Source organism: Ereboglobus luteus, from assembly GCF_003096195.1.
GTDB classification, from domain to species: Bacteria; Verrucomicrobiota; Verrucomicrobiia; order Opitutales; family Opitutaceae; genus Ereboglobus; species Ereboglobus luteus.
Map to the genome: position 1 here is coordinate 3,870,952 of NZ_CP023004.1, position 15,122 is coordinate 3,886,073.

Genomic DNA, 15,122 nt, shown 5'->3' on the forward strand with positions numbered 1-15,122 from the left:
ACTAAACGTGCTGTCACCGAGGAAAAAAACATCTGTCACTTGGCCGGCCGTTAGCTTAATCGTATGCAAGCCATTTGAACTTGAACTGCCCCGGGCGATGTTGAATTGGAATCAAACGCAACGTATTCGTCCTCGCCTTTCTGCGAAAACGTGCCCGACCCGGCAAATAGAATCGTGTCGCCGGCGCCAGGGGCTGTGTTTCCAGACCAGTTGGCCGTCGTGAGAATCCTCGTATTGGCACCAAGGCCAGTCCACGTGCGTTCGGCCGCCGAGGCGCTTTTGGGCAGGCAAACAAATGCGCATATCAGCGCGAACAGGCAGGCGACGGAGGCAAACCAGCGTGGCGTGGAGCTTTGGAGATGACTCGACAGTTTCATGGGATTATGCGTGTTAATTGTTTATATTAAAGGCGTGGTTTGTATTTGTTAAAAACTTCCCTGAAGTCCGAAGGTGATGCGTATTCCGGAGGATTTGGTGGATGATAGCTGGGCGCCGCCCGGAGTGCTTGGGCTGACCACTTCAGATTCACTGTCAGGCTTGTCCAGCAGGTTGCTGCCTTGGGCAAATATGGAAAGTCTTCTTGTAATTCTGAATGAAGCATCGGCACTCAGCCAGCTACGCTCGCGACGATACTGGCGTGTGCCGGGCTCAACATTGTCATTGTTTTCATACACACTCGATATGTAGCGCCCCTGCAATACCCAGGACACGCGGGCGCTGAGACGACCACGACTGTAAGCGAGTGACGTCTTGTAAGAACGGGGCCTGTATGCAGAGCCCGTAGCCGTATCCGACTCCGTGCCCGACTTCGTGCGCCATGTCACGCCCGCGGACACGGTGAAGCCGCGCGCCCACGAAGGGAGGAACGTCAGCGACTGGCGATAATAAAGCGAGAGCTCCCGCAAGGTGAACCTGTGGGGTGAGTTTGTCTTGGTTGATATAAAATAATCCTTATACTCCTCGCCGATGCCATAATAAGCGCGCAATTCGTCGGTGACGGGAGTTATGGTTTCCACATGGCGGTTTGTGTAATCGCGGGTAAAGGCGGTTATCTGGAACAGCCCGCCCTTCACAAAATAGTAGTTTATTTCGCCGCGCCACGTGTGCGCCGTCCACGGTTTCAAATCCGCATTGCCGCTGCTCAACTCAATATAGTGGGTTAGCGGGTCCAAACCGAGATCGGGCAGGCGAAGCGAGCCGTTATAAATGCCAAAATTCGGCCGTCCGATTGACTTGAACCACGAGGCGCGGACGACAATGCGATCCTCCCACAGCTTATATTGGAGGTTCACACTGGGAAACCAATTGTCATAGTTTTTCTTGTTATTCGTGGCGCGCTCCATCCATTCGCCGCTCTCGGCATTGCGAAGGGGCCCGTTGCCGGTCACATGCGTCTGCTCAAAACGCACGCCGCCGACCAGGTAGAGTTTATTATTGAGGAAGGAAACATCCCCCGGAGGTAACCCGATGAAATGGTTTCCTCCGCATGGCGCGATCCGGTATAGCGGCTCTCCGGAATATCGGTGCGGAAATACGCTTCGTGCGCCTTGAAGTGGTTGTAAAACAGGGCATTGTTGAGAAACTGAAAATCGCCCAGGCCAATGAGCTTGGAAAATTGCTTATAATGGACGTTTTCCTCAAACCCCGCGGCATCGTTGTCCGAGGCGGCGGGCGTGGAATTGCTGTTAGGAGTGGTGGACAGATAAATGCCATCGGGGCCGTAATAGTGGTAATTTTTATATCCAGAACTTGTCAGGTCCATTATCTCCTGCCTGATATCCACGCCCGCCTTTAGAATCACGGGCACGCCAAGGACATTAAAATCCCTGCGGGCGTTGGCGTAGTAGGTGCGTTTCTCATTGTAGTTCTCGGCGGGCCGGGTTGTCGCCACGCTGACGACATATTCATCCAAGCGGTGGTAATCGACAGGAGTGTCGGTGTTGACCACATAGGCCTCGACATTGCTGGCGGTCCTGGCATTCGAGGGCTTGTCGAGGACGAGACTCAGCGCGCCGCGATCGACGGAAACCGTGCGGAAATATCCATTGTCAGTGTCGGTGTATGACAAATCCTCTCGGGAGAAACCCACGCCGGCCTCGATTTTCCACACGGAGCCAATATGCCTGTAGGCCAGTGTTGGCGTCCATCTCTTGGTTATTTTTTTGCGCGATGTGGAGGGCGCCTGGATATAGCCATTGCCCTCCGTATGCTCCATGTTTGTCTTGGCGAGATTGATGTTTGTGAAATGGAATTCGCGGTTACGGCTTCCATAAACCTGGTCCATATACGTGTATGAAAGGCCGAAGGAAAGGCGACCCGCCCGCCCCAGGCGCCAATCCGCCGTAATAGACGCCGATGTGCGCTCCGTGATATACGAGGAAACGGTGGCGCTATACTCCGAAATATAAGGCGCGGAATAAGGATTGGGCACGTCCGGCGCCGGATATGAGTTTGTGAATGAATTGCCGATGCCGCGCCATGTGAAGCTGTTTTGATCGGTGATAACTGATGAATAATTATAAGCGCCCGACACCGTAAACCCAAATTTTTTGCTCACAGGATTCGTATAGTTAAACTCCCAGCTGGGTTTTGTCTTTTTCTGGGGATCGTAAAGCGGCCCCGCCGTTCTGCCCAGGGTGAATTCGCGGTCGGACATGATGAGCGAGGTGGAGAACTTAAACCTCGCCCGCTTCGACTCAAACGCCCCGCGCGGCAGCATGTTGACAGAACCGCCGAGCGCGTCACCGCGATGTTCCGGAGTGGGCGCGAAAGTAACTTCGATGCGGCTGATATTGTTTATGGAGAACTGCTGCAGCTGCACAGTCCGCCCCGTGGTGCCCTCGGATGCCGCGCTGGCAAAATCGAAGCCGCCCAGCTGCACGGGCACGTAGTCGGCGCTCGCGCCGCTAAGGGAAATGGAGCGCGACTCGCCGCCGGCGTCTATGTCAACCTCGACGCCCGGGAGGTTGACCAAAAAATCGCCGATGTTGCCGGTGGGGTTGACGCCGAACTCGTCGGTGGAAACCACGGTTTTCATGTTTATCGCATTGCGCTGCTCTTGGTCGGCAATCGCGGAGCCAAGCTCCTCGCGGGACGCCACCACGACGTATTTTTCCATCTTCACCACGTCGTCCGCGCCGGTGATTTTAACCTCCGCCGTGAGATCGATATCGGCGGTGGAAGTCGCGCCGTCGACCACGGTCACTGTCCTGCTTCTCGGGTCGAAGCCGCTGAATGACGCGGTTATTCGCACGGAGCCTGCGGGAACGTTTGGAAAATAGAAACTGCCGGTGTCGTCGGTAAGCGCGACCCTGTCGGTGCCCTGGATGGAGACGCGGACACTTTCCAGGTAACGGTCCTGATCGGGGAAATAGACGCGGCCTTCGATGGAACCCGAGCCGGCAGGTTGCGCAACGGGCGCGGTTTCGGCGGCGTCCTGCGCGCGGAGCGCGGTGAAAAAGAACGCGAGGAGGAAAAGCAGGCCGGTGAGTTTTTGCGTAAACGTGTTCATGTGGGTTTGGGTGCTTGCGGCTGTTTTGTTTAAATGTGCTGCTTACCACGCATGGCGGTAGCCGGCGTTGAACGACCATTTCCGCTCATAGGAATCGGCCTTTGCGTATTCATATTCCAAATACACCTGATTTTTCTTATCGATGATATAGGAGCCGCCGACGCCGGCCTCGTAGCGCATACCATCAAAGTCGGCCTGAAGCTCGCGCTCATCCGCCGTGATTTCGCCGCCGGTGCTGGTGTTGTAAACCGCCGCGATTTTTGCGTAGGGGAGAAACTTGGCGCCTTTGTCGCGATAGCCGAAGCGCAGTTGCGCGCGGTATTGCTGCGCGGTGGCGGTGTCGATGGAGACGTCCATTCCGTTGTCGGTCGTGTAGTCCTTGCCTTTCAGCGACGCATAGGCGGCCTGCACGCCGGGCTCCAGCCACCATCCCCGGTTTTTGCGTTGGCCCAGCCATATTTGTTTGCCGATTTCCAGCGAGGCCGAGGCGACTTCGCTCTTGTAGTTGCCGCCGATATGCGAACCGTCGCTTGAGGTGGCGTTGAATTTGTTGCGATTGATGTCCTGCTTGCCAACTAGGTCGATGAACCAGCCGCCATCGGTGATCCGGCTCGCGTATAAGCCGACGCTCACGGTGTCGGTGCTGCCGTCGCCGAGATTGGTGAAGGTGCGGTCGGCGCGCCCCGCCCCGCCGTAGACGCCGACAAATGTCACCGCCGAGGAGGAGCGAAACGCCTTGTCCGCGCCGGCATGGAGCAGCCACATGTCCTCGTCGAACGCCGCGCCGCAGAGGCTTTCCTTCGTGCTGATGCTTTGGTTCGCGGCGCGCGCCCAAAGGTTGCCCCTTGGTGCTTTTGAATCCGAGCTGAACTCCTGGCGCAGGTCGCCCATGCGTTTCGTCACGGAGTCGAGGCTGTAATGCCATTCCGCCCCGACGGCGGCGGCGGTGGCGACGATGGTTTTGGCCGCGCGGCTGACGCGCGCGTGATCGGCGGCCAGATACCACATGTTTGTGTCCGGCATGAGAATGTTGTCACCGGTGCCTTGCACGAGGTTGAACACATAGCCGCCGGATTCCACCTGGCCGTTGAGGAGGGTGATGGTCGCCAGCGATTCATTGGTTTTCGAGTAGATGGGCATGACTTGATCGTCCGTGGTGGCCTTCTCCGTGAACCTGATGTCGAGCGCAAAGTCGCCCGTCGATTTCTTGAACGCGATGACGTTGCTATCCCCGGTGTTGGGATTGGCATGAATCCTGATGGTGCCCGATCCGCTGAGGTTGTTTATGTTCAAGCGCGGCATGTAGGTCCGCGTCGGCGGGACAAAATCGAGCGTGCCGCCCTCAAAAACGAGCGGGTTGCTGGCCGTGACATGAGAGACAAGCGTGCCGGTGATACCGACTCGCAGCGTCGAGTTTCCATCCACCCTGATTGTCCCCGAGCCAGTCAGCCGCGCGGACGGCCCGAGCGTGACATCTGAGTTTTCAATGCTGGTGTGCGCTTGCAGGATGCCGGTCATAAACAAGGTGGAGGATTGGAAGAAGACGGTGCCGCTGTTGTTGATCGAATTCGTGCGCATCGTTCCCGACACATTTTGATAAACAAAGGAGCCGCCGTAGCCCGCGCTGATGGTGCCCGCGCCCAGCGAGTCGGCAGTGGAAAGCACGATTTGCGAAACGGAGCTCCTGTTTGCGACGCTCATTGTGCCTTCAAAATTCGGATTATCCCCCTCGAATATCACACTGGCCGTGCCGTCGGTCGGGATTTCAATGCGGAAGGTGCCGCCACCCGAGAGGGAGTTGGGCGCGATGCGCGAATCGACGCTTGTTGTCGAAGTCATTGCAATGCGCAGGTAACCCCCGTTCAGGTTGAGGGATGAGCCTTCATCAAGGAGCAGCACTTGTCCGACGTTCAACTGCCTGCCGTTCATGTCCACGGCGGCACCCGATTTGATATGCGTGCCGACGGTGCTGCCAAATCCATTGTTCTCGCCGATAATGACTTTGCCCGAATTGACCGTGGTCGCGCCTTTGTAATCGCTGCCCACGCCGTTGAGCCACATGACGCCGGCCGCATTGATTTCCACACCGCCCGCGCCGGTGAGTCGCGCGCTCAACGTATTTTGGGAAATGCCGCCGGTTCCGCTGTTTCGCAAATCAAGCGTCTTGCCGGAAAGTATTTCGAGTTTGGTTAGTCCGTAATTCACATAAAGGCCGTCGTTTTCGGAGCCGGTTGTGAGGCGATAATCGTAGGTGGCTTTCGCGACTGTGCCAGCGGTGCCTTGCATAATATCGCGCGTCTGCGCGTTTGTGATCACGGCATTGTTCGCATCGACCAGCTTGAAGTTGGATGCGTTCACATTGACCTCACCGTATGCGTCAACAAGAGTCGCGATGATATTTGCATCGTCCTGCTCAAAGAGACTCGACGCGGGCAAAACTGGCGCAGTGAGAGGAGACCCCACCGTATCGGCCAAACGTATGGTGCCACTAACCCCATACGTGGCATAATTGTTCATGGTAAAATGATAAACCGCCAGCACACTGTCACCTGTCACAGCTGCCGGGTTTGAAATATTAGTATTAAATACCAGTGTGCCGGCATCCTTGGCGCTGGCCAAGGCATCGCCCAAAGCAAGAACGCCTATATATTTGGTGCCGGAGCCAACGACAATCGATGAAGACGCCGATACAAGCAAACCGGAATACGCAAGTGCGTAGGCGCCAGCGCCACTGTTCAAATCAAGCGTGCCCTTTTGTAAATACATAGCGCCATTAAACCCGGTGCCGACTCCGGCGCCCAAGGTGAGCACATTTGTGCCGCTGCCCATATTGACAATAAAGCGTCCGCTGCCGATGAGTTCATTATTAAACACGACATCCGCCGGTGTTGCCAGGTTCATCGCCAGGGTGCAGTAGGCCGTCAGAAAATCGACCTTCCCCGTGCCCAGCGCATGGGCGTTTGTGGCAATGACCGAGCCGCTTTGTATAAAGGTGCCGCCGCTGTATGAATTGGAGCCCGACAATGTCAGGGACGTATAAGTCTGCGTAACGCTGCCCGAACCCGAAATTGTATCGGCAAAAACCGGGTTGTGCCTGGAAAATATAAGGGACCCGTTGTTAACCACGCCATCGGTGTGTAGGTTTCCGTTTCCGGCGATATTGGAGCCGGAGCCATCCTGGCCGATAACCAGCGTCGCGCCGGCGTCGATCGTCGCCTTCGGGCCGTCGCCGTTGGTGGCGATAACCCACCCCATGGCGGCCAGCGGCCCGCCGATGATGGTCGTGCCCGATTTCACGTGAAACGTCTCCGCGCCCGTGCCGGTCAACGTCACGGTGCCGCCGATCAGCCACTTCGGCCCGTCAATTTCCATGCTCTCAAAACCGCTGCCGGCAATCGTCGGATCGCCCTTGACCGAAACATACAGGTTTCCGTTTCCCTCCAAGCGGAGTTTGTTGCCTATCGCGGCCTCACCATCGATTCCGCCGCTCACAAGATCCTCCGTTATTTGCGGATAATCGCGAAGGATGACGGTGGTGTTGTCATTGTCGTAACGATTCTGGGCTTGCGCGGTGAGCACGGCGGCGGACGGTGCCAGAAGCATCGCGGCAAACAAAAAAAACGCCGTGAAACACGGGCGGGATGCGAGGGCGGTTTTTTGAGAAAGCGGTGACTTTTTCATAATGTGGCAGATTTTGGTAACGGATTTGTGATGTCGAAAATAGGGCCGGGGAAACGGGTGGAAATTGAGGGTGCAGGTAGCACTGTGATGCGGTGTTTGGAAAAATCCTCTAAAAAACTTACGATTATTTTTGAGCGGATGATTGCGTTTTCAAAATTTCCACGACGAGCGCCCGCCGATTCCGCCGATTTTTTCCGAAACACCCCTTAGAGAAAACCCGCGGAAAACGCATCTCAGCGATGTTGCCGCAAACGCCCTTCCCTTCCGCTCCTCGCTCACAAATAATTTTTTGCACACAACGCATTCCACACCTTCCCTGCCAATCAGGCCAAACACCCGGCGCATTTTTCCGCTCATAGCAGTTTGCATCGCGCTGCTCACAGCCGCGCACGCCTCCGCGCAACGCACTTTCACAAACCCGATCGCCGTCGGCGCGGACCCGTGGGTCGTGTTTCACAAGGGCCATTATTACTGGTGCCTCTCGCAAAGCGCCAAGGGCGTTGCCATCGCCAAATCCGACACGCTCACCTCCGTGGGCAAACGCCAGACTGTCTGGAAAGCGCCCAAAAGCGGCCCGCACTCGCACGGGATTTGGGCACCCGAACTCCATCTGCTCGACGGCCGCTGGTATATTTACGTCGCCGCCGACAACGGTGAAAACGCCACCCATCGCATGATCGTCCTCGAATCCGAAACCGACGATCCCCTCAGCAAATATACATTCAAGGGCGAGCTCTACACGGGCGACAACATCGCCAAAAACAAAGACACCGTCCCGGTGAGCCGCAACATCTCCGGCTCACCGGGACGGTTCACCCTACCTCAAATAAATCGACTCGTTTTTCCCCGCGCTCACCGCGTGGTTGCTCGCAAACTCGAGCCGCAGAGCCGTGTTGCAGGGATGGACATGCGAGCGGCGGTTTATCGTGGTGCGCGAATCGCGCAACGCATACACGCACTTTCAAAAAATCCGTTTCAACATATCAACGGCTTGCAGGCGCGCGACCTTTGGAAATAGGTGTTTTTGGCGAAAATCGGGTTAACCTTTAATGTGCTGATGCAGACGGCGCGCTCCCGCGTTGGTCGGCGGTTGCGAAAAGCGGCTTTTCCCATCGCGGTATGGAGGATGCTTACATTGGTTTTTTCAGTGTTTCGATTAAATACTCTTCAATGCTGGCATGCTTCACGTTTGGTGCGCCGGGATAGACGAATTCGCATGGCACGCGGAGTGCATTGAGTTTTTCCTGTAATTTCACCCCGAAGTTTGCTGTGTGAGTCGGGTCTTTCTGGGGTTTGCCCATCGAGGGACGGGTTTTGTAATAGAGATAGATCGGCGGGGCGTCGGAGCTCGCGAGTTCATAGGGCGAATACTCTTTTATCCACGGCAGGATTTTTTCGCGGTTGGAGAGAAAGTCGTCGAAATAATTGTCGCGTGTTTTCAGGTTGTTCGGATCCATGAAGCCAAAAGCGTGACCACCGTAGCGGCTGTTGGGCGTCCATTTTTTCATCTGCTGCGGATCAAGTGATGTTTGGGCACTGCCCACGGCGGCGCACCAGAGGCGCGTGGACTCGCGAGCTATCGCGTCGCTGCTTTTCGGGTCGGCCATGTCGGCGTGGAAGGCGAGCCAGAGACTTGAGCATGCGCCGGCTGAGTGGCCCGAGGCGGCGATGCGTTGTTTGTCGATATTCCATTTGTCGGCTTTCGAACGCACGAATTGCAGCGCGCGGGCGATGTCGCTCAGAGGCCATTCGATGGGAGGCTTCACGCCGGCGCGTTGTGCCTGCTGCGTAAAGCGGTAGTGGATCGAGACAACGGAGATGCCCGCATTAAGATATTTTTTGACATTGGGAACCTGCTTTTTGTTGCCGCGCACCCAGCCTCCACCGTGTATATAAAAAACAACTGGTGTCGGCTTACCGGAAGACGAGGGTGCTTTCCAAAAGTCCAGCACTTGCCGCTTGTCCTTGCCGTAGGGGACGTTTTCAAACGTGGCAGGTGGATTTGGCGGTGGCTTGGCTGGAGCGGCGATAGCCGCTTGAGCGCAGAACAGGACTGCGAGGAGGATGCGGAGGGATTTCATGAAATTATAATATTCTAGGCGTTTTGCAAAATGATCAATATGAGGTTTTGCACTGTGGGTATAATAATAGATGAGTGACCGCGCCAGACCCTCTACATTTTTATCGTGAATGCGCAAAATTGAGAATTTTCCCAAAAAATCCATCGTATTATCCGCGCCACACGATGCTCGACAATCTCTCGGGACCAACGGGCTTCACGCCTGGCTATTCATGCATCGGCAGAATGCGAGGCCTCGCCGAGTTGCACGGCCTCATGCACGGCCTGCGCCACGCGGAAAATCTGCGATAAATATTTTTTTGTTTTTTCAAAAAACGTCATAACGGAAAACTACCCCAAACGCATCTTTTCGTTATGACGTTGTTTTCATGCAGAGCGTTTTGCCTCATAGCAGTTTGCATCGCGCTGCTCACAGCCGCGCACGCCTCCGCGCAACGCACTTTCACAAACCCGATCGCCGTCGGCGCGGACCCGTGGGTTGTGTTTCACAAGGGCCATTATTACTGGTGCCTCTCGCAAAGCGCCAAGGGCGTTGCCATCGCCAAATCCGACACGCTCACCTCCGTGGGCAAACGCCAGACTGTCTGGAAAGCGCCAAAAAGTGGCCCGCACTCGCACGAGATTTGGGCGCCCGAGCTCCATCTGCTCGACGGCCGCTGGTATATTTACGTCGCCGCCGACAACGGTGAAAACGCCACCCACCGCATGATCGTCCTCGAATCCGAAACCGACGATCCCCTCAGCAAATATACATTCAAGGGCGAGCTCTACACGGGCGACAACATCGCCAAAAACAAAAAGAGCCACTGGGCAATCGACGGCACGGTGCTCACGCACAAGGACAAACGCTATTTTATCTGGTCGGGCTGGAGCAGCAAAAGCGACGAGCAATATCTCTACATTGCGCCCATGAGCAATCCATGGACCGTCTCCGGAAACCGCGTTCGCATCTGCAAAAATGACACCTACCTCTGGGAATTCGTCAACGAAAGCCGCAAAAAAAACGGCCTCAACGAAGCGCCGCAAGTCCTCCAGCACGGCGGCCGCACATTCCTCATCTACTCCGCCAGCGGATCCTGGCAGCGCTTCTACAAACTCGGTCTCCTCGAGCTAACCGGCGCCGATCCGCTCAAACCCTCCTCATGGCGCAAGCACCCCAAGCCCGTTTTCGCGCCCACCGACCAAGTCTTCGGCGTCGGCCACAGCTGCTTCACCACCTCGCCCGACGGCAAGCAATACTGGCACGTTTACCACGCCAAGCGCGGCCGCGCCGACGGACACAGCGACCGCAGCATCAACATCCAACCCTTCACATGGACCGCCGACGGCTTCCCCGATTTCGGCACTCCCGTCCCGCCCGGCATCCCCGTCAAGGCGCCCTCAAACAATAAATGACGATGTCCGCCATCAAACGATTTTCCCTGTTAATCGCGCTCTGCGCGCTGCTCCTTGCAAGCGTCCGCGCATCCGCGTCCCCTCCGGAAAGTTTTGCCAATCCCATCGCCACGGGAGCCGACCCTTGGGTCGTGCGGCACGAAGGTTCCTACTACTGGTGCCGGTCTGAAAACGACACCGGCGTCGCCATCTGCAAATCCGACTCGCTCACGACACTCGGCACGCGGCATGTGGTCTGGCGCGCTCCCGAACACGGCCCCCACTCGAAGGAAATCTGGGCGCCCGAACTCCACTTCCTCGACGACCGCTGGTATGTCTACGTCGCCGCCTCCGACGGCCGCAACGCCGCCCACCGCATGATCGTCCTCGAATCCGAAACCTCGGACCCGCTCAGCAAATACACTTTCAAAAACGAACTCTACACAGGCGACAATATCGACACCAAAACATCGAACCGCTGGGCAATCGACGGCACCGTCCTCGAGCACAAGGGCAAACGCTACTTCATCTGGTCGGGCTGGGCGGACGAGCGCGACATCCAATGGCTCTACATAGCGCCGATGAGCAACCCGTGGACGATCTCCGGCAACCGCGTGCGCCTCTGCGCCAACGACGATTACATCTGGGAGCGCGTCGGCGAATCCATATCCGAGCGCGGCCTCAACGAGGCCCCGCAAATCCTTCAACGCAACGGGCGCACCTTCATCATCTACTCCGCCAGCGGGGCATGGAAAACGACCTACAAACTCGGCCTCCTCGAACTCGCCGGCGACGACCCGCTCGCTCCCGGCGCATGGCGCAAACACCCCGACCCCGTCTTCGCGCCCACGGAAAAAACCTACGGCGTCGGACACGCCTCCTTTGTCAAATCCGCCGACGGCAGGGAAAACTGGATCGTATATCACACCAAGCTCAGCCGCGAAGACGGCTGGCACCGCGGCATCTGCGCGCAACCATTCACATGGACCGACGACGGCCTCCCCGATTTTGGCGCGCCCGTTCCCCGCGGCCGTCCCATCCCGGCGCCCTCCAACACGCCCGCGGCATCACTGCTCACTTCAAATTAATCACACACACACACGCACAAACATCATGAAAACACCAACCCTGCTCGCGCTCATCGCAGCGCTCGCACTCGCGCCAATCACGCCAACATTTGCCCAGGAGGCAAACGCCGCAGAACTCCCCCCGGACACATCGCTCGACCTCTTCCTCCTCATCGGCCAGTCCAACATGGCGGGCCGCGGCTCGCTCACGGAGCAGGACAAAACCGCGCCCGCGCGCGTCTGGACGCTCGACAAGGACAAAAACTGGGTGCCCGCAATCGACCCGCTGCACTTCGACAAACCCATCGCGGGCGTCGGCCTCGGGCGCACCTTCGGCATCGTTGTCTCCGAGGCGCAACCTGGCGTCCATGTCGGCCTCATCCCATGCGCCGTCGGCGGCACATCGGTCAACCGGTGGAAAAAAGGCGGCGAACACTACAACAACGCCATCGACCGCGCCCGCGCCGCCATGAAGCACGGCAAGCTCAAGGCCATCCTCTGGCACCAGGGCGAGGGGGACCGCGCAAAAACAAGCTCCACCGTTTACCAACAGCGACTGCGCCAGCTCATCGCCGATTTTCGCGCCGACCTCAAGGCGCCCGACATCCCCTTCATCATCGGCGAACTCGGCCGCTTTTATAAACACAAGACCGGCTCAAGCATTGACGACTTCAACGAAGACCTGCGCAACTTCGCCGAAAAAGAGCGCAACTGCATATGCGTCAGCAGCGAAAACCTCGCGCACCGCGGCGACAACGTCCACTTCAACGCCAGCGCCTTGCGCGAACTCGGACGCCGCTACGCCGCCGCGTATTTCAAGCTCGCGGGCATCACCGCGCCCGCCGCCACCACCGCCTCAGCAACCATCACCACCGCCGCCCCTTCCGCTCCCGCCGCAACCGCCGCGACGCGCTCAGTCGACCTGCCCGACGGCATCGGATCCAACCTCGCGCTCGGGAAAACCCACGAATCCAGCGCCCCCAACACGAGAGGCTGGGACAGTGGCCTGACCGACGGCATTTGGGGCTCGTCGAAAGGCAGCACATACGCCACCGACGCAAGCGCGACATTTCCGAAAACCGTCACCATCGACCTCGGCAAAATACAACGCATCGCACACATCCACACCGGCGTGCCCAAGATCGGTTTTACCAAAACCGTCGAAGCCTCCATCAGCGAGGACGGCGAGGAATTCAAAACCGTCGGAACGCACGACTTCGAGTTGGGCAGGGAAAACCGCCACCTTTATTCCTTCGAGCCCGCCGAAGCGCGTTACGTGCGCTTCACCTTCATCGAAAATCATCCCAAGAGCGGCAAAAAAGGCTACCCGCGAGCCCACTGCTTTTTAAGCGAAGTCGAAGTCTACGGCCCGGCGGGCTCCAGTTCGAAATAATCTGGACGCCTGGGATCCCGTGTCCGTTTAGTATCGTAACGCGGACTGCCAAGTCTGCTTTCCTAAAACGAAAGCACAAACGGACTTGGCAGTCCGCGCCACATTTCAGCGCCACGGCGCCAAACAGGCACGAATCCCCATTCATCCCCGCTTTTATGAAAAAACACCTCGCCGTCTTTCTCTGCGTTTTTGCCGCGGCACTTGCGCAAGCCGCGCCCAAGCCCGCGCCCGTGCCGGCCAACCTCAACGTCGTCGAGCTGCCCACCTACACTGTCAGCGCCGAGCGCGTTCTCCCGCCTCAGGAATCGTGGCGCTACGCCGCGCTCCCCGGTTACGAAATCCTTTCCGACGCCAGCGAAAAAAACACCAAGCGCTTCATCGAGGAATTCCAGCGCTTCCGCGTCGGCGTCAGCCTCATCTGGCCCGACATCGTCGTCACCAAACCCACCGTCCCCACGCTCATCCTCCTCTGCTCGAACAACTCCTTCAAGCCCTTCATCCCGCTCAACCCCGACCCCGGCACCTACATCACCACCACGAGCATCTTCGTCGAGGACAAGGAGCGCGGCTCCATCGTCATTGATTTCTCGGCCAACGAAATTTTCGACAACATCGAAGGCACCACGCTGCTGGTCGATCCCTACAAGGAATTCTACCGCCAATACACGCGCTTCCTCATGCGCCGCGCCAACGGCAACCCCATTCCCCCATGGCTCGAAAGCGGCCTCGCGCAACTCTTCTCCACCGTCGATGTTGACAAAAAATCCGTCGAGTTCGCACGCCTCACGGAGGACTTCAATCGAGGCATCTTTACTGCTGACGACACCCAGGACAAATCCGTGGAATACGTCGGCTATGTCCTCAACCCCTACACGGGAAATTCCAATTTCGACTGGCTGCACCAGTCCCGTTACGACGACGGCTTTGCCCCCCACACGCCCGTCGGCGTTCGAAGTGCGCCCCTGCGCGAGGCCCCGGCAGACTCACCGGAAAAGAAGCCCGCCCTGTGGATATTTCCGCTCCAGGGCCTCTTCGACCCCAAATCCCGACATTACAACAACCACTACTGGAACCAGGAATGTTTCGCCTTTGTGCACATGTGCCTCTACGGCGCGCAAAAAAAATACCAGCGCGCCTTTGTCGAGTTCGCGCGCCTCGCCTGTGCGCGCCCCGTCACCGAGGCTGATTTCAAAAAATGCTTTGGCAGAAGCTACGCGCAAATGACCACACTCTTGCGCCGCTACGTCAGCATGCCGAACCACCAGGTTGTCACGCTCAAGAGCAAGCGCGGCTCGCCGCCGATCCCGCGTCCGCAACCCGTCGCGCTGCGCGACGCAACCGATGCCGAGGTCGGCCGCATCAAGGGCGAGACATTGCGCCTCGCCGGCTACGCGGGCGACTCCCGCGACACGCTCATCGCGCCCTACATTCGCAAAAACGCCGACGCCGCGCTGCTCGCCTCGCTCGGCCTGCTCGAAACGCTCGAAGGCCGCAAGGAGCGCGCGCGCAAATTTCTCGAAGCCGCCGCGAGGGAAAAAGCGGTGCGCCCGCGCGCCTATCTCGAACTCGCCCGCCTCCGCCACGCCGACGCGCTCGCCGCGCCAAAAGCGAACAACGGCCTCAAGTTCGACGCCGCGCAAACCGCCGCGATCCTTGATCCGCTCATGATCGCGCGCTCGCAACCGCCCGCGATGCCCGAGGTGTATCTGCTCATCGCCGACACCTGGCGCCGCAGCGCTCAAAACCCAACGCCCGAACAACTCAACGTCCTACTCGAAGGCACGGTGCGCTGCCCGCGCAACGCGGAGATCCTGCTGCAAACCGCCGAGCTGCTCGCCCAAAACGGCGACGAAAAAATGGCCGCGCGCCTCGTCAACCTCGGCATCGCGTCGTCCCGCAACAACGCGACGCGAAAACAATTCGAGGACCTGCGCGAAAAGCTGCAGTGAAAAAAGGAGCGGCGTTTCTCAACCGCCGAACAAGGCCAACGGCCTCGCCAAAAAGTTACTCAAACAA

At 57.9% G+C, this 15,122-nt stretch carries 11 protein-coding genes; 6 read left to right on the forward strand and 5 right to left on the reverse strand.

Annotated elements, in window-relative coordinates; all coding sequences use genetic code 11:
- Positions 1-50 precede the first annotated feature (50 nt).
- The 4 genes from CKA38_RS14130 to CKA38_RS14145 are packed head-to-tail and all read right to left on the reverse strand — an operon-like array spanning position 51 to position 7,192.
- Positions 51-377 (reverse strand): hypothetical protein, encoded by a 327-nt coding sequence (locus CKA38_RS14130; protein ID WP_108826141.1) that lies wholly within the window; start codon positions 375-377, stop codon positions 51-53.
- A 48-nt stretch (positions 378-425) separates the two neighbouring features.
- Positions 426-1,388 carry an outer membrane beta-barrel protein gene (locus tag CKA38_RS14135; RefSeq protein WP_236919055.1) on the reverse strand — a complete coding sequence of 321 codons (963 nt, stop codon included), beginning with the start codon at positions 1,386-1,388 and terminating at the stop codon, positions 426-428.
- Entirely contained in the window at positions 1,385-3,511 is a 2,127-nt protein-coding gene (locus CKA38_RS14140; protein ID WP_108826143.1) for a TonB-dependent receptor, read from the reverse strand. The genes CKA38_RS14135 and CKA38_RS14140 overlap by 4 nt, the downstream gene beginning before the upstream one ends.
- A gap of 42 nt (positions 3,512-3,553) precedes the next feature.
- On the reverse strand, positions 3,554-7,192 hold the full coding sequence (locus CKA38_RS14145; RefSeq protein WP_108826144.1) for an autotransporter outer membrane beta-barrel domain-containing protein: 3,639 nt from the start codon (positions 7,190-7,192) through the stop codon (positions 3,554-3,556).
- Positions 7,193-7,481: 289 nt separating this feature from the next.
- On the opposite strand from CKA38_RS14145, the gene CKA38_RS14150 reads away from it, so the two are divergent.
- Complete coding sequence (locus CKA38_RS14150) at positions 7,482-8,210, forward strand: family 43 glycosylhydrolase (RefSeq protein WP_161554929.1); 729 nt, start codon at positions 7,482-7,484, stop codon at positions 8,208-8,210.
- Between the two features lie 112 nt (positions 8,211-8,322).
- On the opposite strand, the gene CKA38_RS14155 is transcribed toward CKA38_RS14150, so the two are convergent.
- Positions 8,323-9,273 (reverse strand): carboxylesterase family protein, encoded by a 951-nt coding sequence (locus CKA38_RS14155; RefSeq protein WP_108826146.1) that lies wholly within the window; start codon positions 9,271-9,273, stop codon positions 8,323-8,325.
- 119 nt (positions 9,274-9,392) lie between these two features.
- Here CKA38_RS14155 and CKA38_RS14160 point away from each other — a divergent pair, with 119 nt between their 5' ends.
- The 5 genes from CKA38_RS14160 to CKA38_RS14180 all read left to right on the forward strand — a co-directional run bounded on the left by CKA38_RS14160 (position 9,393) and on the right by CKA38_RS14180 (position 15,055).
- Positions 9,393-9,563, forward strand: a complete 171-nt coding sequence (locus CKA38_RS14160; protein ID WP_192881140.1) for a hypothetical protein — start codon at positions 9,393-9,395, stop codon at positions 9,561-9,563.
- A gap of 63 nt (positions 9,564-9,626) precedes the next feature.
- Positions 9,627-10,667: a glycoside hydrolase family 43 protein gene (locus CKA38_RS14165; protein ID WP_108826147.1), complete on the forward strand. Its 1,041-nt coding sequence runs from the start codon at positions 9,627-9,629 to the stop codon at positions 10,665-10,667.
- 2 nt (positions 10,668-10,669) lie between these two features.
- The gene (locus CKA38_RS14170; RefSeq protein ID WP_202863919.1) at positions 10,670-11,734 is read left to right on the forward strand and encodes a glycoside hydrolase family 43 protein; all 1,065 of its coding nucleotides are present in this window, start codon (positions 10,670-10,672) and stop codon (positions 11,732-11,734) included.
- Between the two features lie 25 nt (positions 11,735-11,759).
- A complete protein-coding gene (locus CKA38_RS15815; RefSeq protein ID WP_161554930.1) occupies positions 11,760-13,106 on the forward strand; it encodes a sialate O-acetylesterase in 1,347 nt (448 codons plus the stop codon).
- Positions 13,107-13,261: 155 nt separating this feature from the next.
- On the forward strand, positions 13,262-15,055 hold the full coding sequence (locus CKA38_RS14180) for a tetratricopeptide repeat protein (RefSeq protein WP_108826149.1): 1,794 nt from the start codon (positions 13,262-13,264) through the stop codon (positions 15,053-15,055).
- Positions 15,056-15,122 lie beyond the last annotated feature (67 nt).

Excerpts from the sequence above, each read along its gene's own strand:
- CKA38_RS14145 (WP_108826144.1), bottom strand. The coding sequence starts at position 7,192 with ATGAAAAAGTCACCGCTTTCTCAAAAAACCGCCCTCGCATCCCGCCCG.
- CKA38_RS14155 (WP_108826146.1), bottom strand. The coding sequence starts at position 9,273 with ATGAAATCCCTCCGCATCCTCCTCGCAGTCCTGTTCTGCGCTCAAGCG.
- CKA38_RS14130 (WP_108826141.1), bottom strand. The coding sequence starts at position 377 with ATGAAACTGTCGAGTCATCTCCAAAGCTCCACGCCACGCTGGTTTGCC.
- CKA38_RS14165 (WP_108826147.1), top strand. The coding sequence starts at position 9,627 with ATGACGTTGTTTTCATGCAGAGCGTTTTGCCTCATAGCAGTTTGCATC.
- CKA38_RS14180 (WP_108826149.1), top strand. The coding sequence starts at position 13,262 with ATGAAAAAACACCTCGCCGTCTTTCTCTGCGTTTTTGCCGCGGCACTT.
- CKA38_RS15815 (WP_161554930.1), top strand. The coding sequence starts at position 11,760 with ATGAAAACACCAACCCTGCTCGCGCTCATCGCAGCGCTCGCACTCGCG.
- CKA38_RS14140 (WP_108826143.1), bottom strand. The coding sequence starts at position 3,511 with ATGAACACGTTTACGCAAAAACTCACCGGCCTGCTTTTCCTCCTCGCG.
- CKA38_RS14170 (WP_202863919.1), top strand. The coding sequence starts at position 10,670 with ATGTCCGCCATCAAACGATTTTCCCTGTTAATCGCGCTCTGCGCGCTG.